The sequence below is a fragment of the Pseudomonas sp. N-1-13 genome (assembly GCF_057787095.1).
This window is the reverse complement of sequence record NZ_JBYNRI010000001.1, coordinates 812,086-836,037: the sequence shown is the minus strand read 5'-3', so window position 1 is coordinate 836,037 and position 23,952 is coordinate 812,086. Positions and strand designations below refer to the sequence as shown.

The 23,952-nt window shown below is 61.2% G+C and carries 22 protein-coding genes; 11 read left to right on the top strand and 11 right to left on the bottom strand.

What is annotated here, in order from left to right:
- Nucleotides 1–29: 29 nt before the first annotated feature.
- Together ilvN and AC3I65_RS03740 are read right to left on the bottom strand one after the other, a co-directional pair.
- Nucleotides 30–521 (bottom strand): acetolactate synthase small subunit, encoded by a 492-nt coding sequence (ilvN, locus tag AC3I65_RS03745; protein WP_003205610.1) that lies wholly within the window; start codon nt 519–521, stop codon nt 30–32.
- A 2-nt stretch (nt 522–523) separates the two neighbouring features.
- Nucleotides 524–2,248: an acetolactate synthase 3 large subunit gene (locus AC3I65_RS03740; RefSeq protein ID WP_047229879.1), complete on the bottom strand. Its 1,725-nt coding sequence runs from the start codon at nt 2,246–2,248 to the stop codon at nt 524–526.
- 400 nt (nt 2,249–2,648) lie between these two features.
- Between AC3I65_RS03740 and AC3I65_RS03735 the strand changes: the two genes are divergently transcribed.
- Nucleotides 2,649–3,071, top strand: a complete 423-nt coding sequence (locus AC3I65_RS03735) for a DUF4124 domain-containing protein (RefSeq protein ID WP_409078025.1) — start codon at nt 2,649–2,651, stop codon at nt 3,069–3,071.
- 7 nt (nt 3,072–3,078) lie between these two features.
- Here the strand turns inward: AC3I65_RS03735 and AC3I65_RS03730 are convergent, their stop codons facing one another.
- Genes AC3I65_RS03730 through mrcB form a run of 3 tightly spaced genes read right to left on the bottom strand, consistent with a single transcriptional unit; the run spans nt 3,079 to nt 6,462 of the window.
- A complete protein-coding gene (locus AC3I65_RS03730) occupies nt 3,079–3,408 on the bottom strand; it encodes a YqcC family protein (RefSeq protein WP_047229832.1) in 330 nt (109 codons plus the stop codon).
- A complete protein-coding gene (locus AC3I65_RS03725) occupies nt 3,408–4,127 on the bottom strand; it encodes a tetratricopeptide repeat protein (protein ID WP_047229833.1) in 720 nt (239 codons plus the stop codon). The genes AC3I65_RS03730 and AC3I65_RS03725 overlap by 1 nt, the downstream gene beginning before the upstream one ends.
- Before the next feature lie 16 nt (nt 4,128–4,143).
- Nucleotides 4,144–6,462: a penicillin-binding protein 1B gene (gene mrcB, locus AC3I65_RS03720; RefSeq protein ID WP_047229834.1), complete on the bottom strand. Its 2,319-nt coding sequence runs from the start codon at nt 6,460–6,462 to the stop codon at nt 4,144–4,146.
- Nucleotides 6,463–6,589: 127 nt separating this feature from the next.
- On the opposite strand from mrcB, the gene AC3I65_RS03715 reads away from it, so the two are divergent.
- The 3 genes from AC3I65_RS03715 (at nt 6,590) to AC3I65_RS03705 (ending at nt 9,061) form a co-directional block, all read left to right on the top strand.
- Nucleotides 6,590–8,146: a bifunctional aminoglycoside phosphotransferase/ATP-binding protein gene (locus AC3I65_RS03715; protein ID WP_488523462.1), complete on the top strand. Its 1,557-nt coding sequence runs from the start codon at nt 6,590–6,592 to the stop codon at nt 8,144–8,146.
- A 91-nt stretch (nt 8,147–8,237) separates the two neighbouring features.
- A complete protein-coding gene (locus AC3I65_RS03710; protein WP_047229836.1) occupies nt 8,238–8,579 on the top strand; it encodes a pentapeptide repeat-containing protein in 342 nt (113 codons plus the stop codon).
- Nucleotides 8,580–8,788: 209 nt separating this feature from the next.
- Nucleotides 8,789–9,061 (top strand): TfoX/Sxy family protein, encoded by a 273-nt coding sequence (locus AC3I65_RS03705; RefSeq protein ID WP_047229837.1) that lies wholly within the window; start codon nt 8,789–8,791, stop codon nt 9,059–9,061.
- A 182-nt stretch (nt 9,062–9,243) separates the two neighbouring features.
- Here the strand turns inward: AC3I65_RS03705 and AC3I65_RS03700 are convergent, their stop codons facing one another.
- Genes AC3I65_RS03700 through AC3I65_RS03685 form a run of 4 tightly spaced genes read right to left on the bottom strand, consistent with a single transcriptional unit; the run spans nt 9,244 to nt 12,832 of the window.
- Nucleotides 9,244–10,131 (bottom strand): ChaN family lipoprotein, encoded by an 888-nt coding sequence (locus AC3I65_RS03700; protein ID WP_488523461.1) that lies wholly within the window; start codon nt 10,129–10,131, stop codon nt 9,244–9,246.
- 21 nt (nt 10,132–10,152) lie between these two features.
- Complete coding sequence (locus tag AC3I65_RS03695; protein ID WP_173407388.1) at nt 10,153–10,920, bottom strand: heme ABC transporter ATP-binding protein; 768 nt, start codon at nt 10,918–10,920, stop codon at nt 10,153–10,155.
- Nucleotides 10,920–11,903, bottom strand: coding sequence for a FecCD family ABC transporter permease (locus AC3I65_RS03690; RefSeq protein ID WP_171061425.1), 984 nt, complete (start codon nt 11,901–11,903; stop codon nt 10,920–10,922). Before AC3I65_RS03690 ends, AC3I65_RS03695 begins: the two co-directional genes overlap by 1 nt.
- Nucleotides 11,904–11,953: 50 nt before the next feature.
- Nucleotides 11,954–12,832: a heme/hemin ABC transporter substrate-binding protein gene (locus tag AC3I65_RS03685; protein WP_107322943.1), complete on the bottom strand. Its 879-nt coding sequence runs from the start codon at nt 12,830–12,832 to the stop codon at nt 11,954–11,956.
- A 264-nt stretch (nt 12,833–13,096) separates the two neighbouring features.
- Here AC3I65_RS03685 and AC3I65_RS03680 point away from each other — a divergent pair, with 264 nt between their 5' ends.
- Nucleotides 13,097–13,420 (top strand): Rieske (2Fe-2S) protein, encoded by a 324-nt coding sequence (locus tag AC3I65_RS03680; RefSeq protein WP_047229841.1) that lies wholly within the window; start codon nt 13,097–13,099, stop codon nt 13,418–13,420.
- Here the strand turns inward: AC3I65_RS03680 and sfsA are convergent.
- Nucleotides 13,370–14,110: a DNA/RNA nuclease SfsA gene (gene sfsA, locus AC3I65_RS03675; protein WP_107322945.1), complete on the bottom strand. Its 741-nt coding sequence runs from the start codon at nt 14,108–14,110 to the stop codon at nt 13,370–13,372. The genes AC3I65_RS03680 and sfsA overlap by 51 nt on opposite strands.
- Complete coding sequence (locus tag AC3I65_RS03670) at nt 14,110–15,282, bottom strand: pyridoxal phosphate-dependent aminotransferase (RefSeq protein WP_139051179.1); 1,173 nt, start codon at nt 15,280–15,282, stop codon at nt 14,110–14,112. Before AC3I65_RS03670 ends, sfsA begins: the two co-directional genes overlap by 1 nt.
- A gap of 341 nt (nt 15,283–15,623) precedes the next feature.
- Between AC3I65_RS03670 and dksA the strand changes: the two genes are divergently transcribed.
- From dksA to AC3I65_RS03640, 6 genes are all read left to right on the top strand, one after another.
- Nucleotides 15,624–16,067, top strand: a complete 444-nt coding sequence (dksA, locus tag AC3I65_RS03665) for an RNA polymerase-binding protein DksA (protein ID WP_047229844.1) — start codon at nt 15,624–15,626, stop codon at nt 16,065–16,067.
- Nucleotides 16,068–16,300: 233 nt separating this feature from the next.
- Nucleotides 16,301–17,191, top strand: a complete 891-nt coding sequence (gene gluQRS, locus AC3I65_RS03660) for a tRNA glutamyl-Q(34) synthetase GluQRS (protein ID WP_047229881.1) — start codon at nt 16,301–16,303, stop codon at nt 17,189–17,191.
- Between the two features lie 77 nt (nt 17,192–17,268).
- Nucleotides 17,269–17,445: a hypothetical protein gene (locus tag AC3I65_RS03655; protein WP_003176118.1), complete on the top strand. Its 177-nt coding sequence runs from the start codon at nt 17,269–17,271 to the stop codon at nt 17,443–17,445.
- The gene (locus tag AC3I65_RS03650) at nt 17,429–20,383 is read left to right on the top strand and encodes a sensor histidine kinase (RefSeq protein ID WP_160893587.1); all 2,955 of its coding nucleotides are present in this window, start codon (nt 17,429–17,431) and stop codon (nt 20,381–20,383) included. Before AC3I65_RS03655 ends, AC3I65_RS03650 begins: the two co-directional genes overlap by 17 nt.
- A 22-nt stretch (nt 20,384–20,405) precedes the next feature.
- Nucleotides 20,406–21,836 (top strand): sigma-54-dependent transcriptional regulator, encoded by a 1,431-nt coding sequence (locus tag AC3I65_RS03645; protein WP_047229846.1) that lies wholly within the window; start codon nt 20,406–20,408, stop codon nt 21,834–21,836.
- A gap of 715 nt (nt 21,837–22,551) precedes the next feature.
- Complete coding sequence (locus AC3I65_RS03640) at nt 22,552–23,949, top strand: polynucleotide adenylyltransferase PcnB (protein ID WP_047229847.1); 1,398 nt, start codon at nt 22,552–22,554, stop codon at nt 23,947–23,949.
- The last annotated feature ends 3 nt before the right edge of the window (nt 23,950–23,952 follow it).

Below are 23,952 nucleotides of genomic sequence, written 5' to 3'. Positions count from 1 at the left end.
CGGCCATTCAGGCCATTCGCTAATTTGGTTTAGATGCTCAGTACTTTGTCGCCACGGGCAATCCCGGTGACGCCACTGCGTACGGTTTCCAGAATCGAGGCAGTGCCGATCGATTGAATGAAGCTGTCGAGCTTGTCGCTGGTACCGGTCAACTGAACGGTATAGACGCTGGCGCTGACATCGACGATCTGCCCACGATAAATATCGGTAGTGCGTTTGATCTCGGCGCGCTGGGCACCGGTGGCCTTGACCTTGACCAGCATCAGCTCGCGCTCGATGTGCGCGCTTTCCGACAGGTCCACCAGCTTGACCACCTCGATCAGCTTGTTCAGGTTCTTGGTGATCTGCTCGATGATTTCATCGTGCCCCACAGTGGTCAGCGTCAGACGCGACAGGGTCGGGTCTTCGGTTGGCGCCACGGTCAGGCTTTCGATGTTGTAGTTGCGCTGCGAAAACAGGCCCACTACGCGAGACAGAGCACCCGGTTCGTTTTCCAGAAGCAGGGAAATAATATGTCGCATGATTAGGTACGCTCCGTCTTGCTCAGCCACATATCGCGCATGGAGCCGTCTTTGATCTGCATCGGGTAGACGTGCTCGCTGGTATCGACCTTGATATCGAGGAACACCAGGCGATCCTTCATGGCGAAAGCTTCTTCGAGCCCGGACTTCAAGTCCTTCAGGTCAGTGATGCGGATGCCCACGTGACCATAGGCTTCGACCAGCTTGACGAAGTCCGGCAACGACTCCATGTAGGAGTGCGAGTGACGGCTGCCGTAGCTCATGTCCTGCCACTGGCGAACCATGCCCAGTACGCCGTTGTTCAGGTTGACGATTTTCACCGGCAAACCGTACTGCAGGCAGGTCGACAGCTCCTGGATGTTCATCTGGATACTGCCCTCGCCCGTGACACAGGCGACGTCGCTATCCGGAAAGCTCAACTTGACGCCCATGGCCGCCGGGAAACCGAAGCCCATGGTGCCCAGGCCACCGGAGTTGATCCAGCGGTTGGGCTTGTTGAACTTGTAGTACTGCGCGGCGAACATCTGGTGCTGGCCCACGTCGGAGGTCACAAAGGCATCGCCCTTGGTCACTTCGCACAGGGTTTCGATCACGGTCTGCGGCTTGATCACGCTGCCGTCGCCCTTGTCGTAAGGGAACAGGCCACGATCACCGCGCCACTCATCAACCTGCTTCCACCAACTGGCCACGGACTCCTTGTTCGGAGCCTCGCCGATTTCCTTGAGGATGGCGACCATTTCGCTCAGCACGCTCTCCACAGGACCGACAATCGGCACGTCTGCCTTGATGGTCTTGGAGATGGACGCTGGGTCGATGTCGATATGGATGATCTTGGCGTTCGGGCAAAATTTCGCCGGGCCGTTGATGACACGGTCGTCGAAACGCGCGCCGACCGCCAGAATCACATCGGCATGGTGCATCGCCAGGTTGGCGGTATAGCTGCCGTGCATGCCGAGCATGCCGATGAACTGACGGTCAGTGCCCGGGTAGGCGCCCAACCCCATCAGCGTATTGGTGACCGGCAGGTTGAGCATTTTCGCCAATTCGGTCAGCGGCGCGGAGCCACCACCGAGGATGACGCCGCCACCCGAGTACAGCACCGGACGCTTGGCCGCCAGCAGCATTTCGGCTGCCTTGCGGATTTGCCCGGAGTGACCGCGCACAGCCGGGCTGTAGGAACGCAGCTTGGCTTTCTTGGGGAAAATGTATTCGAACTTCTCGGCCGGGTTGGTCATGTCTTTCGGGACATCGACCACAACCGGGCCCGGACGACCGGATTCAGCCAGGTAGAACGCCTTCTTCATGACCTCCGGGATCTCCGAAGCGTGCTTGATCATGAAGCTGTGCTTCACGATCGGCCGGGAAATACCGATCATGTCGGTTTCCTGGAACGCGTCGGTGCCGACCATGGTGCTGGGCACCTGACCGGAGATGATCACCATCGGGATAGAGTCCATGTACGCCGTGGCGATACCGGTGATGGCGTTCGTGGCGCCAGGGCCGGAAGTCACCAGGACCACGCCGGCTTTACCGGTGGCACGGGCATAACCGTCAGCCATGTGGGTCGCCGCTTGCTCATGACGAACCAGGATGTGGGTCACTTCCGGTTCTTTGAACAGGGCATCATAGACATGAAGAAGAGCACCACCGGGGTACCCGTAGATATATTTGACGCCTTCGTCACGCAAAAAGCGGACGAGCATCTCACCGCCAGATAAAAGCTCCACGTTGTTCACCTCTAAAACGCCAGAATACCGGCCCACAAAAAGGGACGGGTCTTAATAGGTTTACTTCTCGGCAGAGCATGAGCGACGGTGGTCGCCGACTACGTCAGCACTGACTGAGCAAGTATTGGGATCGTCCCAAGTGTTGCGGGCCTTTCCCACCCAGCGCGAGGTAACGCGTTGCGGGTGTAACAGGTCGGCGCGGATGTGCGCCTCATGATCTGCCGAGTGGGCCTGCTTCTGGCAGTCCCTCTACAGCGGACTTTGGATTCTTCTGTTTCGCCCTCTGCAAGTCAAGCCGTCAATGTGCTTTATTCGAAGTAAGCGCATGAGAACGCAAGAAAAAACCTTTAAACAGCAACTGTGTTAGCTTCAATTGCGCAACCCATGACAAGGAAACAGCATGCGAATGTTCTTCTTGACGGCCAGCCTGCTGGTTGGCCTGAGCCCGATGTGCATGGCCGGTCAGGTCTATAAATGGGTGGACGCCCAAGGGGTTACCCACTTTGGCTCCCAGCCACCGCCTGAAGGACAGGCCACGACGGTGATCAAGTCCTCCCCTTCCGCCGCCAAGCCAGCAGCCCCCCCGCCTGCCGGGGTCATTGGTGACCAGAAGGCGATTGACCAACAGGTCAAGCAACAGATTGCCGAGCAGCAAGCCCAGCTCAAGGCCTTCTGCGAACAGACTCGGACCAATCTGGCGCAACTGCAGAACAACCCGCGGGTACGCGAGGATGTGGAAGGGGAAATGCGCCGCCTCACAGAAGAGGAGCGGCGCCAGCGCATCGACGAAACCCGCAAGCAGATCGAGGAGCACTGCCAATAAATGGCGGTCAGTTAACGTCGCTGATCAATTGGTCGAACTGCGCCAACAGTCGCTGCAACTCCACGCCTTGCCCCGGCCGCTGGGCATAGACCATTTGAGCCATCTCCAGGATGCCCGAAGCGTTGGGCAGCGGCAGGTCATTTTCCAGGATGGCTTTCATGCGCGGCAGGAAAATCCATTGCAGCCATTGCTCGAAGTCCAGCGTGTCGACCGCGAACGGCTCGACACTGGCCAACGCCTCGGCCGACGGCGAAACGCTGCTCCACCAGCCCTGGACCCGCAACTCGCGCTCAATCAGCAGCAACTGATCGGCGATCTTGGGAAAACGCGTATCCATCAGAGCGAAACCTTGGCCTTCTGACGGGCCAATGCCGCGCCGGCGGAGTCGCCTTGTTTCTCACGGGCCTGAGCGATCAATTCCCACAGGCTGGCCTGAAGCGCCGGACGACCGTTGGCGAATGTCAGGCCACGGCGGGCCAGTTGCTCGGCTTGCGGCGCATCGCCCTGGGCCATGCGCACCTGGGCCAGGCGATAGAGAACCTGGGGTTCACGCGGCGCAACACGCTGGGCTCGCTCAAGGCTGGAGGACGCACCATTGAGGTCACCACCGGCCTGTTGCTGTTGGGCTGTGGTGAGCAATGCCAGTACTGGACCGTCCAATTGTTCATCAGCGGACAGACCTCCCGAACTGGTCGAGGGAATGCTGCTCGGTGCAGAAGGCATGTTGAAGCTGCCCTGGTCGATTGGTGAGGTATCGATAGGGCCCGGCGTGATCGGCCCTGGCGTGATCGGTGTGCTGCTGATCGGTGCCGACGTCGTGGCGCCGCCACCGGGCACCATCACGACGACACCGGTATCGCCCTGGGGAATCGCCTGGACCTGTCCCTGCACCGGCCGCTGCACCGTCGTTTGACGGAAGCCGCCATTGGCCGAGACCCGCTCGCTATTGGAAACGGCAGTGCCGGAATCGACAACCGGAATCGAACCGCGTTGTACGGTAGAGCAACCGCTGAGCAATGCCACGGCCGTAACCGCTGGAATCAACCACTTGTTCACTTGAAACCCTCTTTGCTTAATTCATCCAGTCCTTGACCCAATCCATGACCGATTCGGCGGGGTTTGGAATGCCACAGGCTGCACCGGGTGGTGGTTCGCTGCCGCGAATATACGGCATCTGCACCGCGCCCGGGCAACTGGCGTCGGAGCCTTGACCGGTGCGCGAATCCACCCAGGCCTGAACGATATTGTCTGGTTGCGGCATGTCCAGCGGCAACGGATCGGCCTTGCGCATGAAACTGGTCCAGACCTGCAATGCCCCGGTGGCGCCAGTGAACGGGGTCTTGCCATTGTCGTCACGGCCGAGCCAGACCACTGCCAGCAGGTCCTGGCTGAAACCGGCAAACCAGCTGTCGCGCGAGTCGTTGCTGGTACCGGTCTTGCCCGCCAGGGTCAGGTTACGCGGTAGTACGTTATAAACCGAACTGCCGGTGCCTTCACGCATGACCCGTTGCATGGCGCTCTGGATCAGATAAATGGACGCGGGATCAAAACGCTGTTGGATCTGGAACGGATAGCGCTTGAGCGGCTCGCCGTCGGCGGTAAGCACGCTGCGAATGCCGCGCATCGGCGTGTTGAAGCCACCGTTGGCCAGTGTCTGGTACATGGCTGCCACTTCAATCGGCGTGAGGCCACCGGCTCCCAGCAGCATCGATGGGAATGCCGGGAATTCGCGACTGACACCCAGGCGGGCCAAGGTCTTGAGGACATTCGGCACGCCGATTTCAAGCCCGAGGCGAGCCGTCGACAGGTTGTAGGAATGCGCAAGCCCCTGGTACAGGAACACCGTACCGTGGGAGCGGCGATCATAATTTTGCGGCTTCCACACCTGGCCGTCCGCGCCCTTGACCGAGAACGCCTCGTCGGACAGCCAACTGGTCAGGGTGTACTGGCTCGGTTTTTCCAGGGCGGTGAGGTAGACCGCCGGCTTGATCAGGGAGCCGATCGGGCGGACCGCATCGAGCGCCCGGTTGAAACCGGCAAAACTGGCCTGCCGACTGCCGATCATGGCCTGGACTTCGCCGGTTTCCGGGTTGGTCACCACCATCGCGGCTTCCACTTCATCAGAGCCCTTGCGCCCGGCCAGTCGCTTGAAGGTGTCATTGACCGATGCTTCGGCCTTCATCTGCAGGATCGGGTCGAAACTGGTGAAGATCCGCAGGCCTTCTTCGGTCAAGTCTTCATCGCGGTAGTCCTCACGCAGTTGACGCTTGACCAGGTCCATGAAACCAGGAAACGAGCTGTCGGCCAGACTGCCGCGCTTGGTTACGCCCAAAGGCATCTTCTTCGCCGCTTCGACTTGCTCGGCCGTCGCCACGCCTTGCTGTTGCAGCAAGTCGAGTACCAGATTGCGCCGCTCGAGGGCGCGCTCCGGATTACGCCGCGGGTTATAGGAGGACGGCCCTTTCACCATCCCCACCAGCAATGCCACCTGATGCAGCTTGAGCTCGGACAGCGGCTGGCTGAAGAAGAACTGGCTGGCCAGGCCGAAACCGTGAACCGCTCGCTGGCCGTCCTGGCCGACGAAGACTTCGTTGAGATACGCCTCGAGAATCTCCCGCTTGTCGTAGTGCAGCTCCAGCAACAGCGCCATCATGGCTTCGGTAAGCTTGCGGCTGAGGCTGCGCTCGTTGGTCAAATAGAAGTTCTTGACCAATTGCTGGGTCAGGGTACTGCCGCCCTGGCGCATACGGCCCGAGGAGGTGTTGACCCAGATGGCCCGGGCAATCGACTTGGGCGAGACGCCGAAGTGATGGTAGAAATCGCGGTCCTCGACAGCGATCAGCGTATCGAGCAGGAACGGCGGCACCTGGTCGATCTTGATCAGGATCCGGTCTTCAAGGTTCTTGGGGTACAGGCCACCGATCAGCAGCGGTTCAAGGCGTACCACTGACAGCTTCGCATTGTTGGCACCGGTCAGCGCAGCCACGTAGTCGCCGGAGAAACGCACTCGCACCGCCTGCGCCTGCTCCATGCCTTCATAAAATTGGAAACCGCGGGTATTGAGGTCGACGGTATTGCCGTTGACGGACGCAGCACCCGGGCCATTGGCAACGCTTTCACGGCGATAGCCGAGGGCATCGAGCTCGGTCAGGAAATCGTCCCGACTCAGCTTTTGTCCGACGAACAGCTCCAGGGGCCTGGCGTAGACCTTGGCCGGGATGGTCCAACGCTTGCCGGAGAACTTCTCCTGGACCACAGCATCGAGGTAGACCGCAAAGCCGGCGAGCACGACGAGGCCCACCAGGCTGAGTTTAAGGGCCCAGCCCAGCCAGGGCCGCAGGCGACTGGCGGGTGGTTTCTTGGGGGTACGGGGGGATCGGGTACGAGTCATGGCGGCGGATTATACGCACTTTGCCGCGGTTCAACATGACCACACAACGGCCCCCTCCTGTTTGCGTTAACGCGGCTTGCCGCCATAATGACGGCCTTGAATTTTCCCAGTCTCTGAAGGATCGCCCGTGAGCCAGTCCCTGATCGCTGCCCTGCAAAACCCGGCCCTCTATCCGCATCCCGTCGAAGGGTTCCAGGTCATCGAGACCCACATTTCCTGGGTATTGCTCACCGGGCCGTATGCCTACAAATTCAAAAAACCGGTCAATTTCGGCTTCCTTGATTTCACCAGCCTCGAGGCACGCAAGCATTTCTGCGGGGAAGAACTGCGCTTGAACCAGCGCCTGACCCAGGATCTGTACCTGGAAGTCATGCCGATTACCGGCACCCCGCAAGTGCCGCAACTGGGTGGCGAAGGTCCGGCCATCGAATACGCCCTGAAGATGCGTCAGTTTCCCCAGAGCCAACTGCTCAGCACGCTCCAGGCCAACGGCGAACTGACCACCGCGCACATTGACGAAATGGCCGCGCAGATCGCCCGCTTCCATCTCTCTACGCCCACCGTGCCTGCCGAAAACGCCGCCGGCACCCCCGACAGCGTTATGGCACCGGTGCGGCAGAACTTCGAACAGATTCGTCCGTTCCTCAGTGACAAGGCTGACCTGTTGCAGCTCGAAGCCCTGCAAGCCTGGGCCGAAAGCAGCTTCGAACGCCTCAAACCGCTGTTCACTCAACGCAAGACTGAAGGTTTCATCCGCGAATGCCACGGTGACATCCACTTGGGCAACGCCACGGTGATCGATGGCAAGGTAGTGATTTTCGACTGCATCGAGTTCAACGAGCCGTTCCGCTTCACCGATGTCTATGCCGACACTGCATTCCTGGCGATGGACCTGGAAGACCGCGGCCTCAAGTCGCTGGCGCGACGTTTCGTCAGCCAATATCTGGAGCTGACCGGCGACTATCAAGGCCTGGAGCTGCTGAACTTCTACAAAGCCTACCGCGCCCTGGTCCGCGCCAAGGTCGCGCTGTTCAGCATGCCGGCCGAAGCCGACCCGGTGCAGCGCGCCACAACCCTGCGCCAATACCGCAACTACGCGAACCTGGCCGAAAGCTACAGCACCATTCCCTCGCGCTTTCTGGCCATCACCCACGGCGTTTCGGCCGTTGGCAAAAGCCATGTCGCGATGCGCCTGGTGGAAGCCCTGGGCGCCATTCGCTTGCGCTCGGACGTTGAGCGCAAGCGTCTGTTTGGTGAGCAGCAAGTGCCCAATGATCCACAAGCCGGCATCTATAGCAGCGGCGCCAGCGACGCCACTTATGCCCGCTTGCATGAAATCGCCAGTGTCATCCTGCATGCCGGCTTCCCAGCAGTGATCGACGCCACGTACCTCAAACACGATCAGCGCAATGCTGCGGCGAAAGTTGCCGAGGCCACGGGCGCTCCGTTCCTGATCCTCGATTGCAATGCGCCACAAGCGGTTATCGAGAGCAGGCTGGCGCAGCGTCAGGCCGATCAGACAGATCCGTCCGACGCAAATCTGGCCGTTATCGCCGCCCAACAGGCCAGCCGCGAAGCACTCACCCCTGCGGAAATCCTTTGCAGCAAACGGGTCCAGACCAATGAAAGCGGCACGCTCGACATCGTGGTCGCGCAGATTCGTCAACGCTTGCCAGGCCTGTAAAAAACTATTTCGGCCGTGGAGTCTGCCCACCCTTCACGGCCGCCAAACAGTGGCACTATACTGGCGTCATAAAACCAACAGGTGATATGAAATGAGCCTACCCAAGCTTCTCAGTACCCCGCTTTATGCTTTGCTGCGCGAAGACGACATTGCCGGTTTCAACAACGAACGGCCACAAGGCCCGGTTGATATGCGTGGCGGCGATTTTCGCGGTCTGGATCTGCGAGAGCTCAATGCCGACGACGTGGATTTCACCGACGCTTACTTCCGCTCCGCGGATTTGCGCGGCATCGATTTTCGCAAGTCGTCCCTGGAAGGTGCCAGCCTGGCCCATGCGCAAATATCGGGCGCCTATTTCCCGGCAGAACTGTCTGCCGACGAAATTCTGATGTCGATGAACTTTGGCACCCGGCTGCGCTACCGCACCCGCTGAATCGGGCCGAATCTGCCGTCAACCCAATTGATCTCCAGCGCCCCCGCCTGCGCTGGACGCTGCATCTTGCCGCGCGCCCCCACCTATCGTGCGTAATGCATTAGAAGCTTTTGCTTCAAATCCCACCAAAGAATCACGTTTTTCCTACTGACCGCTACACTCCTGAGAAGCTTGCCCACTGCACCAGTCGGCCGTCGCAAGGAGGTTCGATGAATGATGAACTGCAACACCTGAAGAACCTGGGCAAGACATCAGCCCAGTGGCTGCATGCCGTGGGCATCCACAGCGCCTCGGATCTGCGTCGCCTCGGAGCGGTTGATGCCTATCGCGCAGTACGCACTCGCGGGTTCCGGGCTTCGAAGGTGTTGCTCTATGCCATTGAGGGCGCATTGATGGATGTGCACTGGAATGACATCCCCGCCGAACGCAAGGAAGCCTTGAACAAACAATTGGACGCCGTTTCGACGCGTCACAAAGCCTGACCATTCTCCTTGTTTGTCGCCACACGGCCTCCGGTTGAAAGTTATTTGGGCCAATTCAAAAAACAACGTTTGACATGGTAATGAGAATCGCTATGATTAGCGCATCCGGTCGCGAGACTGGTCGATATTTGAATAGCCCTTGGTTCGGACTCTCAGATATCTCCTCATCAGGCTAATCACGGTTATTTGACCCGACTTTTGTCGGGTCTTTTTTTGTCTGGAGGAAATACGCTGTGTTCACGCATCTGCGCGCAGTAATCCTGAGGGGGAGTGGCCTTGGTGTACCACACGTAATCTGCCATGACCGATGTCATCTCGCTGCCCTCCTCGGCCAGCATCAGGACGGTGGGCGCCTCACTGGCCCCCAAGTCCAGCACATGCAGCGGCACCCCGACGTCTTTTCGTCCATGCCAGGCACCAGCGAACAACAACGCAGGCAATGGCGCAGCCAGCAGACGTTCGGCCATGCGTCGGTCACGTTGTTGCTGGACAGCCAGCATCGCCGGCATCTGAGATTCGGGCAGCAGGCCGCAATGGGATTGGCGAATCTGCTCCAGCAACTGATCCTTCACACTTGCCGCATTCGCACGGGCGCCTCGCAAGTCCGGCGCCTGCCGGTAGACGCGCTGGATCTCGGCGGCGTCCAGATTGGCGGCCAACAACGGATAGCGTTGCGTCAGGGCAAACTCCACGACCGGACCATACAGGCTCCAGTCCCATCCCGGCGACCAATCCAGGGCACCGGGAAGATCAGTTGGCAAGGCAGGTAACTGGCGGACCGCGTCAACGCGAGGCTGCTGGTGGGGTGTCAGCATTTCCAGCAGGAGGCTGCCCTGGGCCCGTTGCGCGGTCAGGGCCTGAAGCAGCCATAGCTGCAGCGCGTGGTGATCCGGATTGTCGTGCTGCTCGCCGACCACCACTCGCGGCGCCCGTGCCAGACGCTCGATCAACGCTTGAGGCGTGATGGCCCGGCCACTGTGCAAATCAAGGATCTGCCCGTCGACCGGGGGCGGCGCGGTGCTCTGACAGGCCGTCAGCACACTCAATGCCAGAATCAGGATCAGGCGCACGTCTACATCCTCAGGCAACCCTCAGCGGGCGATGATCAATGGATGTCCGCGCTCCGGATGGGGTTGCACCAGCACTTCCAGGCCAAACACCGCTTTGAGCGGTTCCGGGCGCAGCACTTGTTGCGGCGTGTCCAGGGCCACCGGCCGGCCGGACGCGAGCAACAACAGGCGATCACAATAACGCGCTGCTAGGTTCAGGTCATGCAGGATCACCAATACGGCCGCGCCGCGATCGGCAAACTCACGCACCGCTTGCAGGATGGTGTGCTGGTGGAGTGGATCGAGCATCGAGGTCGGTTCGTCGAGCAGCAGGGTCTGCCCCGCTTCCCCTGGCCACAACTGTGCCAAGACCCGCGCCAGGTGCACCCGCTGACGCTCGCCTCCCGACAGCGCCAGGTAACTGCGACCGTGCAGATGCGCCGCGTCTGCAGCGTGCAACGCCAAGGCAACGATTTGCTCGTCACGCACTCGACCACACTGATGAGGCAGGCGCCCCATGCCGACCACTTCTTCGACGCGGAAGGCAAAATCCAGGGTCGATGACTGCGGCAATACCGCCAGGCGGCGGGCTCGCTCGGCGCCGTCCCACTGGGACAAAGGCCGATCATCGAGCCAGACCTGTCCCTGCGCAGGAGGCAATTGACCGCACAGCCCCGCCAGCAAAGTACTTTTACCTGCTCCGTTGGGCCCGAGCACACCCAGCACCTGGCCGGGGTGCAGCTCAAGATTGACATCAGCCAACACGGTCTTGCGACCCCGCTGGATGTGCAGGTTCTGCGCTCGTAACATCAAGCGCGTCCTCGCAGCAATAAATAGAGGAAGAACGGCGCCCCGATGAATGCCGTGACGATGCCGATCGGCAGTTCCGCCGGAGCCAGCGCCAGACGCGCCACCAGATCGGCGAACAGCAGCAGGCTCGCCCCCGCCAGCACCGAAGCCGGCAACAGAACGCGATGATCGGGGCCGGCCATCAACCGTACCAGATGCGGCACTACCAGCCCGACAAAGCCGATCATGCCCGCCGCCGCCACTGCCGCGCCAACCCCCAGGGCCGTGCAAAACACCAGTTCACGCTTGAGCCCTTCGACATCAACGCCCAAATGGGCGGCTTCGGACTCACCCAGCAACAGAGCATTGAGTGCCCGGGCCCGTCGTGGCAGCCAGAGTGCTACGCCAACGCTGACCAGCAACAGCGGCCACAACCGCGCATAGCTGGCACCATTCAGGCTCCCCAGGTTCCAGAACGTCAAGGTGCGCAGGGTCGCGTCGTCCGCCAGGTAAGTGAACAAGCCCACCGCCGAGCCGGACAGCGCGGTCAGGGCGATACCGGCCAGGAGCATGGTCGCGACATGGGTCTGGCCGTTGCGCCGGCCGAGGCGATAAACCAATGCCGTAACCCCAAGCCCGCCGAGGAACGCACACAACGACAACACATAGGGGCCGAACGCTTCGGGCAAGCCGCCCAGCGCCGAGCCGCCAACAATGGCGAACGCCGCGCCCAGTGCCGCACCGCTGGACACCCCGACCAGCCCCGGGTCGGCCAACGGGTTGCGGAACAGCCCCTGCATCGCCACCCCGGATAATGCCAATACCCCGCCCACCGCCAGCCCCAGCAGGGTGCGTGGCAGACGGATCTGGCCGAGGATCAGTTCGGCCTGCTCCAGACCTTCGGCGGCCACTGGCAAACCCATCAAGCGCAACGCGGCGCGCAAGGTATCGAACAGCGGCAAACTCACCGGCCCCAGGGCCAGGGACAGCCAGATCGCCAGCAGACACAACAGGGCCAGGCCAATGAACAAGGTGCGCGGTTTGACCAGAGGGGTCATGGTGCCTTGGCCGGTTCTGTCGGGTAAAAACCGGCCGTCAGCTTCACCAGACTTTGCGGTAACCGGGGGCCTAGCCCGCCGACCAACAGTGTCGGGTCAAGCTCGATAACGCGCCCGGCCCTGGCGGCACGGGTGGAGGAAAGAATCGGATTTTCCCTGAACAACGCCGCACGCGCTTCTTCGCCACTCAACGCGCGATCGGCGAACACCAGTACTTCGGGATTCAGGCTGGCCAGGCTCTCCACCGAAAATGCCTTGTAACCATGGTGTGTCGCCAAGTTGTGACCGCCGGCCTGCTGCACCAGCCAATCGGCGGAGGTGCCCAGGCCTGCGACCATCGGCTTGCCGCCGGAGCTTGCGACCAACAGCAACACGCCGGGGGCCTGTTGCTCAAGCTGGATTTTACTCACTCGGGCTTTCTGTTGGCTGAGCTGCTGTTGATAACTGTCGAACAACTGCGCGGCTTTGGCCTCGGCGCCCAGCAGTTGACCCAGGTGCCGCAGATTGCCCTGAAGGGTCGACAGGTCGGGCGTGGCCGAGAACAGTTCAACCTGTACCCCGGCGCTGCGGATCTGCGACAGCACCGGTGGCGGCCCCATTTCTTCGGTGCCTACGAGGATCTGCGGACGCAGGCTCAATACCCCCTCGGCCGAGAGTTGTCGCTGATAACCGATGCTGGGTAAATCCCGCAAGGCTTCGGGATGCTGGCTGGTGGTGTCCACGCCCACCAGTTTCGACTCACCGCCCAGCGCGCTGACCCATTCGGACACTGCCCCGCCGGCACTGACCCAGCGCTGCGGCAGTTCAGCCGCCACCAAGCCCTGGCTGGCCAACATGACAACACAGAGCGTGACAACACGGATATTCAGGCGCATCGGGCAGCTTCCTCGAAGAAATGTTCACAGGGCCGGGCATGAACCCCGCAGGCAAAGTATCCTCAGCCCCCTGCGAAGGAGGCGCCATTTGATAATTGTTTTCATTTGGACGTCAAGCATGAACCTTTGGGGGGGTTGCCTCTGTGGGAGCGAGCCTGCTCGCGATTAGCGGTGTGTCGACCCATTGCTGCTGGCTGATCGACCGCTATCGCGAGCAGGCTCGCTCCCACACAAACTCGCCCACTCATAACCATAGAGACCCACATGAAGTTTCTTTGTACCGGCGCCGAATTGCCCGACAACAGCAGTCGCGGTTTCGACCTCGATGGGCGCAAGTTGTTGGCGGTGCGTCGCGCCGGCCAGGTGTATGTCTATCTCAACCGCTGCCCGCACCGCGGCGTACCGCTGGAATGGCGGCCCGATGAGTTTCTCGACCCCAGCGCCAGCCTGATCCAGTGCGCCACCCACGGCGCACTGTTTCTGATTGAAAGCGGTGAATGCGTCGCCGGCCCCTGTGCCGGGCAGTCCCTGGCTGCGTTAGAGAGCCGGGAGGACGAGCAAGGCATCTGGGTCGAGCAGCACCGGTAACGGCCGATCCACCCACATTTGCTCGGGCGTCAGCGTCACCCCGTAGGCCAGCACTTCCACGCCCGCGGCCACAGCGTCGCGCAACGCCGCCGCGTACAGCGGGTCGATTTCCTGTGCCGGGCGCACGGCGTCGATCCCGCTCAGGTTGACACAATACAACTGCACCGCCCGCACGCCGTCCCGGGCCAGGTGAGCGAGTTCGCGCAGATGCCTGGCTCCCCGCTGGGTCACCGCATCAGGAAACGCCGCCACGGTCGTACCGTCAAAACCCAACGTGACACTTTTGACTTCGACCCAGGCGGAGCCTTCGTCGTAGTCCAGTCGAAAATCGATACGACTGTTTTCCTGACCGTAAGCCACTTCACGCTTGAGCCCGGTAAAACCGTTCAGCTCGCTGATGACCCCGGCACGCAGGGCCTCTTCGATTAGCGGGTTGGCTCGCGCGGTATTGATGCAGGCCAACCGCCCCTGGGGGGTTTCGCCTATTTCCCAGGTGCCGGGCAATTTGCGCTTGGGGTCGCTGGAACGACTGAACCAGACTCGCGCACCTTCGGCCATGCAATTGAGCATCGAACCGGTGTTGGGGCAATGAATCGTCAGCAGTTCGCCATGAACGGTCTCGATATCGGCAAGAAAACGCTTATAACGTCGAATCAGCCGGCCTTCTTCCAGCGCAGGTGAAAAAAGCATCAGCCTTGCCAACTCCGCAGTCCGCGCTCGATTCGCTCCACCGCTTCCTGGAGCCGCGGCAAGCTCTGGGTGTAGGCGAAACGCACATGGTGCCCAGCCTGATGGCGACCGAAATCCAGCCCCGGCGTGAACGCCACATGCTCGGTCTCCAGAAAGTGCTGGCAGAACGCAAAAGCATCGCCGCCGAATGCACTAATGTCGGCATACAGGTAAAACGCCCCTTCCGGCTCCACTGCGATGCCGAACCCCAGATCACGCAAGGCCGGTAGCAGAAAGTCGCGCCGCAGCGCGAACTCGGCCCGGCGCTGCTCGAATATCTCGATTGTCGCCGGTTCGAAACAGGCCAACGCCGCGTACTGGGCCATGCTCGGCGCACTGATGTAAAGGTTCTGCGCCAGCTTCTCCAGCTCACCAACAGCCGCCGAAGGGGCCACCAGCCAGCCCAGCCGCCAGCCGGTCATGCCGAAATACTTGGAAAAGCTATTAAGGACGAAAGCTTCGTCGTCGACTTCCAGCACGCTCGCGGCATCGGTGCCATAAGTCAGGCCGTGATAGATCTCATCCACCACCAAGTGACCGTTGTGGCCCTTGATTGCCTTGGACAGGCCGGCCAGTTCGTCCCGGCTGAGAATCGTCCCGGTCGGGTTGGCCGGAGACGCGACCAGCGCACCCACGCTGTTCGAGTCCCAATAGCGGTTCACCAGGTCCGGGGTCAGCTGGTAGCGCACGTCCGGGCCTACCGGCACCAATTGAGCCGTACCTTCCACCAGCCGCAGAAAGTGGCGATTGCAGGGGTAACCGGGGTCCGCCAACAGCCAGTGCTTGCCCGGGTCCACCAGCAACGCGCTGGTCAGCAGCAACGCGCCGGATCCGCCCGGCGTGACCAGGATGCGCCGTGGGTCTATGTCCACACCGTAGCGCTGCCCATAGAAACCGGCGATGGCTTCGCGCAGCTCGGGGATGCCGCGGGCCGCCGTGTAACGGGTCTTTCCCGCCGCCAGCGCGGCCTGGCCGGCCTGGATGATCGGCTCAGCCGTGGTGAAGTCCGGCTCGCCGATCTCCAGGTGGATGACATCGTGCCCGGCGGCCTGCAGCTCATTGGCACGGGCCAGGAGCGCCATCACATGGAAAGGTTCGATGGCGCGGCTACGCGCACTGTAGGGCTGAGCCATTAGCCTTCCTTCTGATAAAAAAAACCGATTCTACCTAACTCTCCGGCCAACCCAGAAACAACTGCGCAAGCGAGCACGAACTCAGGGTCCGGCCGCTTGCAGCAAATGTCTCCAGCGATCGGCTCAGGCTTGACTAGAATCAAGCATTGAGCAGGTTTGTCACTCCACCGGACTGAACTTGACCACGCTTTGCAAGCCCCGGCCACCGCAGGCTCGACAACCGGGAGTAGCGCGGCCCGATTTGATCTGGTAAGTTCGCCCGCTTGCAGCCGCAGGGCCGGCAGGTGTCGGTGATGGAGCAATCCTGCGTAGTGGATTACAAGAGTAGAGGCGGTCCATTCATGCCCACCCAAGCAAAGCAGAATCAAAATCAGTCGCTCAGCGGGTTTGAGCCGTACGTGCCGCAAGCTGGCGAAGAGTACATGGGCGCCCCCATGCGCGCGCACTTCACCAAGATCCTGAACAAGTGGAAACAGGACTTGATGCAGGAAGTCGACCGCACTGTGGATCACATGAAAGACGAAGCGGCGAACTTCCCTGACCCGGCCGACCGTGCCAGCCAGGAAGAAGAATTCAGCCTCGAACTGCGCGCCCGCGACCGTGAGCGCAAGCTCATCAAGAAAATCGACAAGACGTTGCAACTGATCGAAGACGAAGAATACGGTTGGTGCGAGTCCTGCGGCGTCGAGATCGGCGTCAAGCGGCTGGAAGCACGTCCGACCGCCGACATGTGTGTCGACTGCAAGACCCTGGCGGAAATCAAGGAAAAACAGGTCGGCAAGTAAATTGCCTGGGCTGTCATCGAAAAACGGAGCGTTCACACGCTCCGTTTTTTGTTTCTGATACTTCCCGCACACCCGGTTCCCTTGTGGGAGCGAGCCTGCTCGCGATAGCGGTGGGTCAGCCACATCAATGCCCACTGATAAGACGCTATCGCGAGCAGGCTCGCTCCCACAGAGGGGTGGCTTCGTCAGCAGGATATGTATTCCAACAGCCCGGACCCAGTAACATTCGCTTTATGACCGCCACTGCCCCCTACATCGGCCGCTTCGCCCCCACACCCAGCGGCCACCTGCACTTTGGCTCTCTGGTCGCCGCGCTGGCGTCCTATCTGGATGCCCGGGCAGCGGGCGGGCGCTGGTTGCTGCGCATGGAGGACCTTGACCCACCACGGGAAGAGCCTGGCGCGCAAGCGGCAATCTTGAAGGCACTGCAAAGCTACGGGTTTGAATGGGACGGCGAGATGGTCCGTCAGAGTGAGCGCCATGAGGCCTACGACCAGGTCATCAATCGCCTGCTCAGCCAGGGTCTGGCCTATGCCTGCACCTGCTCGCGCAAACAACTGGAGCCGTATCAGGGCATTTATCCGGGCCTGTGCCGCAACGCCGGTCACGACACCAAAGACGCGGCCATCCGCCTGCGCGTTCCCGAGCTGGCGTATCACTTCAACGACCGTGTACAAGGCCCGTTCCGCCAGCACCTGGGCCGTGAGGTCGGCGACTTCGTGATTCGCCGTCGCGACGGGCTCTATGCTTATCAACTGGCGGTGGTGCTGGACGACGCCTGGCAGGGGGTCACCGATATCGTGCGCGGTGCCGACCTGCTGGACTCCACACCACGTCAGCTGTACCTGCAAGAGCTGCTTGGCTTGCCACAACCGCGCTACCTGCATGTGCCGCTGATCACCCAACCGGACGGACACAAACTCGGCAAGTCCTACCGCTCGCCACCGCTGGCGGCCGATCAGGCCACGCCATTGTTGTTGCGGGCACTGCGCGCGCTGGGCCAACAGCCAGGCCCCGAACGGGTCGACGCCAGCCCCCGGGACCTGCTGGACTGGGGCATTCGCCATTGGGATGCGGGGAAGATACCGCGCACTTTGACCCTGCCAGAGGCGCAAATACGTTGACGGCGCTTGCAGCTTGGCCCCCATCCGTTACCATCGCCGCACGTTTTCGGGCACGCGTTTAAAAAAGAGAGGCCGGGATGTACATCTATCGCTTGGTCCTGCTCCTGGTAGTGGGGATTTATCTGTTCTCCCCGGCCATCATGGATTGGTGGATCGACGCCACGGGTGCCTGGTATCGGCCCTATCTGCTTTGGCTGATCCTGATCGTCGTGACCTTCATCCTGCAGAGCCAAAAAGATGCCGATGAGCTTTAGCCTGACCCAGATGATCCTGATCAGCGCAGCCTACCTGGCAGTGCTGTTCGGCGTCGCCTGGATCAGCGAACGGGGCATGATCCCCCGGGCGATCATCCGCCACCCGCTGACCTACACCCTGTCGCTGGGCGTCTACGCCAGCGCGTGGGCGTTCTATGGCACGGTCGGGCTGGCCTATCAGTACGGCTACGGTTTTCTGTCCAGCTACCTGGGTGTATCGGGGGCATTCCTGCTGGCACCGGTGCTGCTCTACCCGATCCTGAAAATCACCCGCACCTACCAGCTATCATCCCTGGCCGACCTGTTCGCCTTTCGCTTTCGCAGCACCTGGGCCGGCGCGCTGACCACGATTTTCATGCTGGTGGGCGTATTGCCGTTGCTGGCCCTGCAGATCCAGGCGGTGGCCGACTCCATCAGCATCCTCACCCGCGAACCGGTGCAGCACCGGGTCGCACTGAGTTTCTGCGCGCTGATCATTCTCTTCACGATTTTCTTCGGTTCCCGCCACATCGCCACCCGGGAGAAACACGAAGGCCTGGTGTTCGCCATCGCCTTCGAATCGGTGATCAAACTGATCGCCATCGGCGGCGTCGGCCTCTATGCCCTGTACGGCGTATTCGATGGCCCGCAACAACTGGAGCTGTGGCTGCTGCAGAACCAGACCGCCCTCGCCGCCCTGCACACACCCCTGCAGGAAGGGCCGTGGCGCACGCTGTTGCTGGTGTTCTTCGCGTCAGCGATCGTCATGCCGCACATGTACCACATGACCTTTACCGAAAACCTCAACCCGCGCTCGCTGGTGAGCGCGAGCTGGGGCCTGCCGCTGTTCCTGCTGCTGATGAGCCTGGCGGTGCCGCTGATCCTGTGGGCCGGACTGAAGCTGGGAGCCAGCACCAATCCTGAGTATTTCACCCTCGGCATCGGCATCGCCGCCAACAGCAAGGCCCTGGCGTTGCTGGCCTACATCGGTGGCCTGTCGGCGGCCAGTGGCCTGATCATCGTTACCACGCTGGCGCTGTCGGGCATGGCCCTCAACCATCTGGTGCTGCCGCTCTACCAGCCGCCGGCCGAGGGCAATATCTACCGCTGGCTGAAATGGACCCGCCGCGCACTGATCGTCGCCATCATCATGGCCGGCTACGGCTTTTACCTGATGCTGGGCGACGGACAGGACCTGGCCAACCTCGGCATTGTCGCGTTCGTCGCCACCTTGCAGTTCCTGCCCGGCGTACTGTCGGTGCTGTATTGGCCAACAGCCAACCGCCGTGGTTTTATCGCCGGTCTGCTCGCGGGGATCCTGGTGTGGCTGGTCGCCATGCTGTTGCCACTGCTGGGCAACATGCAGGGCTTCTATATCCCGTTGCTGAACATGATCTACGTGCTCGACGACACCAGTTGGCACATGGCGGCCATCGCCTCGCTGGCGGCGAACGTGCTGATGTTCACCCTGATTTCACTGTTCACCAACGCCAGCAGCGAAGAGGCCAGCGCCGCCGAAGCCTGCGCGGTGGACAACGTTCGCCGCCCTCAGCGCCGGGAACTGCACGCCGCCTCACCCCAGGAGTTCGCCACGCAACTGGCCAAGCCCCTGGGCGCCAAGGCCGCGCAAAAAGAAGTCGAACAGGCCCTGCGCGACCTCTACCTGCCCTTCGATGAACGCCGTCCATATGCCCTGCGTCGCCTGCGGGACCGGATCGAAGCCAACCTGTCCGGCCTGATGGGCCCCAGCGTGGCCCAGGACATGGTCGAGACGTTCCTGCCCTACAAGGCCGGCGGCGAGAACTATGTCACTGAAGACATCCACTTCATCGAGAGCCGCCTGGAAGACTACCACTCGCGCCTCACCGGCCTGGCCGCCGAACTGGACGCCTTGCGCCGTTATCACCGCCAGACCTTGCAGGAGCTGCCGATGGGCGTGTGCTCCCTGGCCAAGGACCAGGAAATCCTGATGTGGAACAAGGCCATGGAGGAACTGACTGGAATCGCCGCCCAGCGCGTGGTCGGTTCACGCCTGAGTACCCTGAGTGAGCCGTGGAAAGGCCTGCTGCAAGGCTTCATCGACCTGCCGGATGAGCATTTGCACAAGCAGCACCTGGCCCTCGACGGCCAGACTCGCTGGTTGAACCTGCACAAGGCGGCGATCGACGAGCCGCTGGCGCCGGGTAACAGTGGCCTGGTATTGCTGGTGGAAGACCTCACCGATACTCAGATGCTCGAAGACAAGCTGGTCCACTCCGAACGGTTGGCAAGCATCGGTCGGCTGGCCGCCGGGGTGGCCCACGAAATCGGCAACCCGATCACCGGCATCGCCTGCCTGGCGCAAAACCTGCGCGAAGAGCGCGAGGACGACGGCGAACTGACGGAAATCAGCGGCCAGATCCTCGAACAGACCAAGCGTGTGTCGCGTATCGTCCAGTCACTGATGAGCTTCGCCCATGCCGGCGGCCACCAGCACAACGACGAGCCCGTCTGTCTGGCCGAAGTGGCCCAGGACGCCATTGGTCTGCTGGCCCTGAACCGGCGCAATTTCGAGGTGCAATTCTTCAACCTGTGCGACCCGGATCACTGGGTCGACGGCGATCCCCAGCGGCTCGCCCAGGTACTGATCAACCTGCTCTCCAACGCCCGCGACGCCTCACCTGCGGGCAGCGCGGTGCGGGTCAAGAGCGAAGCCAGCGAACACACGATCGACCTGATCGTCGAAGACGAAGGCAGCGGTATCCCCCAGAACATCATGGACCGATTGTTCGAACCTTTCTTCACCACCAAGGACCCGGGCGAAGGCACCGGTCTGGGCCTTGCACTGGTCTATTCCATCGTTGAAGAGCATTATGGACAAATCACCATCGACAGCCCGGCCGATGTACAAAGCCAACGCGGCACCCGTATACGGGTGACCTTGCCGCGTCATGTCGAAGCGACGTCCGCTGTGAACTGAGACCGTCGAGAGAATCGAATCAATGCCGCACATTTTGATCGTCGAAGACGAAACAATTATCCGCTCCGCCTTGCGCCGCCTGCTGGAACGCAATCAGTACCAGGTCAGCGAAGCCGGTTCAGTGCAGGAAGCACAAGAACGTTTCAGCATTCCAACGTTTGACCTGATCGTCAGCGACCTGCGCTTGCCTGGCGCCCCCGGCACCGAACTGATCAAGCTCGGCCAGGGCACGCCGGTGCTGATCATGACCAGTTACGCCAGCCTGCGCTCGGCGGTGGACTCCATGAAAATGGGCGCGGTGGACTACATCGCCAAGCCGTTTGACCACGACGAGATGCTCCAGGCCGTGGCCCGCATCCTGCGCGACCGACAGACGGCGGCCAGCCATGCGCCGGAACCGGCGAGCAAGGCGACAGCCTCCGCCAAAGGTGGCGCCGGCAACCATAACGGCGAAATCGGCATCATCGGCTCCTGCCCGCCCATGCAGGACTTGTACAGCAAGATCCGCAAAGTGGCGCCCACCGACTCCAATGTCCTGGTCCAGGGCGAGTCCGGCACCGGCAAGGAGCTGGTAGCCCGGGCGCTGCATAACCTGTCCCGACGGGCCAAGGCCCCGATGATTTCGGTGAACTGCGCGGCGATCCCGGAAAGCCTGATCGAGTCCGAACTGTTCGGTCACGAAAAGGGTGCGTTCACGGGTGCCAGCGCCGGGCGCGCCGGGCTGGTGGAAGCGGCGGACGGCGGGACGCTGTTCCTCGATGAAATCGGTGAACTACCCCTTGAAGCCCAGGCACGTTTGCTGCGGGTGCTTCAGGAAGGCGAGATCCGTCGGGTCGGGTCGGTGCAGTCGCAGAAAGTCGACGTGCGCCTGATCGCGGCCACGCACCGCGATCTCAAGAGCCTGGCGAAGATCGGCCAGTTCCGTGAAGACCTGTATTACCGTTTGCACGTCATCGCCTTGAAGCTGCCGGCCCTGCGCGAGCGTGGCGCCGACGTCAACGAAATCGCCAATGCTTTCCTTGCCCGCCAGAGCGCGCGGGTCAACCGCACCGATCTCAAGTTCGCCCCGGATGCCGAACAGGCCATCCGTCACTACGCCTGGCCGGGTAACGTTCGAGAGCTGGAAAACGCGGTAGAGCGAGCAGTGATCCTCTGCGAGAGCCCGGAAATCTCGGCCGACCTGCTAGGCATCGACATCGAGCTCAGTGACCTGGACGATGACGAGTTCATCGGCCTGGCCCCGCAACAGGGTGGTGCCAACAACTCCAGTCACGAGCCTACCGAAGACTTGTCCCTGGAAGATTACTTCCAGCATTTCGTCCTCGAACACCAGGACCACATGACTGAGACCGAACTGGCGCGCAAGCTGGGGGTTAGCCGCAAATGCCTGTGGGAACGCCGCCAGCGCCTGGGTATCCCACGCCGCAAGACCGGGGTCGCCAGCGAAAGCTGAGGTGCGCGGGTAACACCGCCCATTGTGAAAAAACTGTTACCTCAGCTTTTTCACGTAACAGAAGCCGGGGTTTACGGTAACGAAACCCCGGCTTTTTTTCGCCCCGAAAAAACCAGCAACCCCGCCAGCCCCCCGACTTTGCTGGGGTTCGCAAAAGTTGGCACGCACCCTGCTATAGCTTTGGTACAAGAACAATAACAAACCGTGTAAACGACAATAAAAATAAGACGAATCGACTCACGCACAATAAAAACAAGACGGCGAGAGGCGCAGCTAACTGATTCTTTTGGAGAGGCGTTGTATTTGGGGCTTGCCCCACAACCAGGCCGAGAACAATAAAACTGTCCCAAGACAGGTGCCTGAACTGGTTGGATCGATTGATCACTGCAACACAGCGACCAAAGCAATCCGTTTGCTCTTGACTCCCGAATGGGAGTGTCACGCAGGGAAAACCTCGTGGCGCGGGCACTCAACAAAAACAAGAAGCCCGAAATCAATAATAAAAACAGAGCACGCAACTAATTCTGGGGGAGCTTCGGCTCCCCCTGTGGTTTCCGCCATTCCCCTTCCCTTAAAGCCTACAAGGCTTGTCGCTCAAGCTTGCAGCTCAAAACTGCTCCGTCCTACACCATCCCTCGACTAAATGCTAGAATCCCCGCCCATCATGCGGTCACTCTTCGTTTTTGGCCGAATATTCCTTCAAACAGTGCATCCCATGCTGAAGAAGCTGTTCCAGTCATTCCGTTCTCCCTTGCGTCGTACGCAACACATTCGCAGCACGCCTGAAGTGCTCAACAGTGGCCAGCATTCGTTGCAAAAGGCCCAGTTCAGCCGTTACGCGGTGAACATCGTCGAACGCCTGCAGAACGCCGGCTACCAGGCTTATCTGGTGGGCGGATGTGTGCGTGACATGCTGCTCAACATCACGCCCAAGGATTTCGACGTCGCCACCAGCGCCACGCCGGAACAGATCCGCGCCGAATTTCGCAACGCACGGATCATTGGCCGGCGCTTCAAGCTGGTCCACATCCACTTCGGCCGCGAAATCATCGAAGTGGCGACATTTCGCGCCAACCACCCGCAAAACGATGAAGAAGAAGACAGTAGCCAGTCTTCGCGCAACGAGAGCGGGCGCATCCTGCGCGATAACGTCTACGGCACGCTGGAAGAAGACGCGCAACGCCGCGACTTCACCATCAACGCCCTGTATTACGACCCGGTCAGCGAACGCATCCTCGACTACGCCAATGGCGTACACGACATCCGCAATCGCCTGATCCGCCTGATCGGCGACCCCAAGCAGCGTTACCAGGAAGACCCGGTGCGCATGCTGCGAGCCGTGCGTTTCGCCGCCAAGCTGGATTTCGGCATCGAAAAACACAGCGCCACGCCGATCCGCGAATTGGCGCCGATGCTGCGGGAAATCCCGTCGGCCCGTCTGTTCGAGGAAGTGCTCAAGTTGTTCCTGTCGGGCAACGCGGCGGACACCTTTGAAATGCTGGTGGACCTGCAACTGTTCGACCCGCTGTTCCCGGCCAGCGCCGAAGCGCTGGAGCACAACCCGACCTACACCCACACCCTGATCAGCGAAGCGTTGATCAACACCGATCTGCGCATCAAGCAGAACAAACCGGTGACCCCGGCCTTCCTGTTTGCCGCACTGCTCTGGCCTGCCCTCCCGGCCCGGGTGCTGCGCCTGCAGGAGCGCGGCATGCCGCCAATCCCTGCCATGCAGGAAGCCGCCCACGAGCTGATCAGCGAACAGTGCCAGCGCATCGCGATTCCGAAACGCTTCACGATGCCGATCCGCGAAATCTGGGACATGCAGGAACGCCTGCCACGGCGCAGCGGCAAACGTGCCGACCTGCTGCTGGACAACCCGCGTTTCAGGGCTGGCTACGACTTCCTGCTACTGCGTGAAAGCGCCGGCGAACAAACCGATGGCCTCGGTGAATGGTGGACTGACTACCAGGACGCCAACGACAGCGAGCGCCGCGACATGATCCGCGAACTCAGTGGTAAGGACGACGGTGCCAGCGGCCCGCGCAAGCGTCGTCGCAGCAGCGGCGCCAAGCGTAAACGTGCCGGTGTCCCGAGCGCTTCGGACGAGTAATCG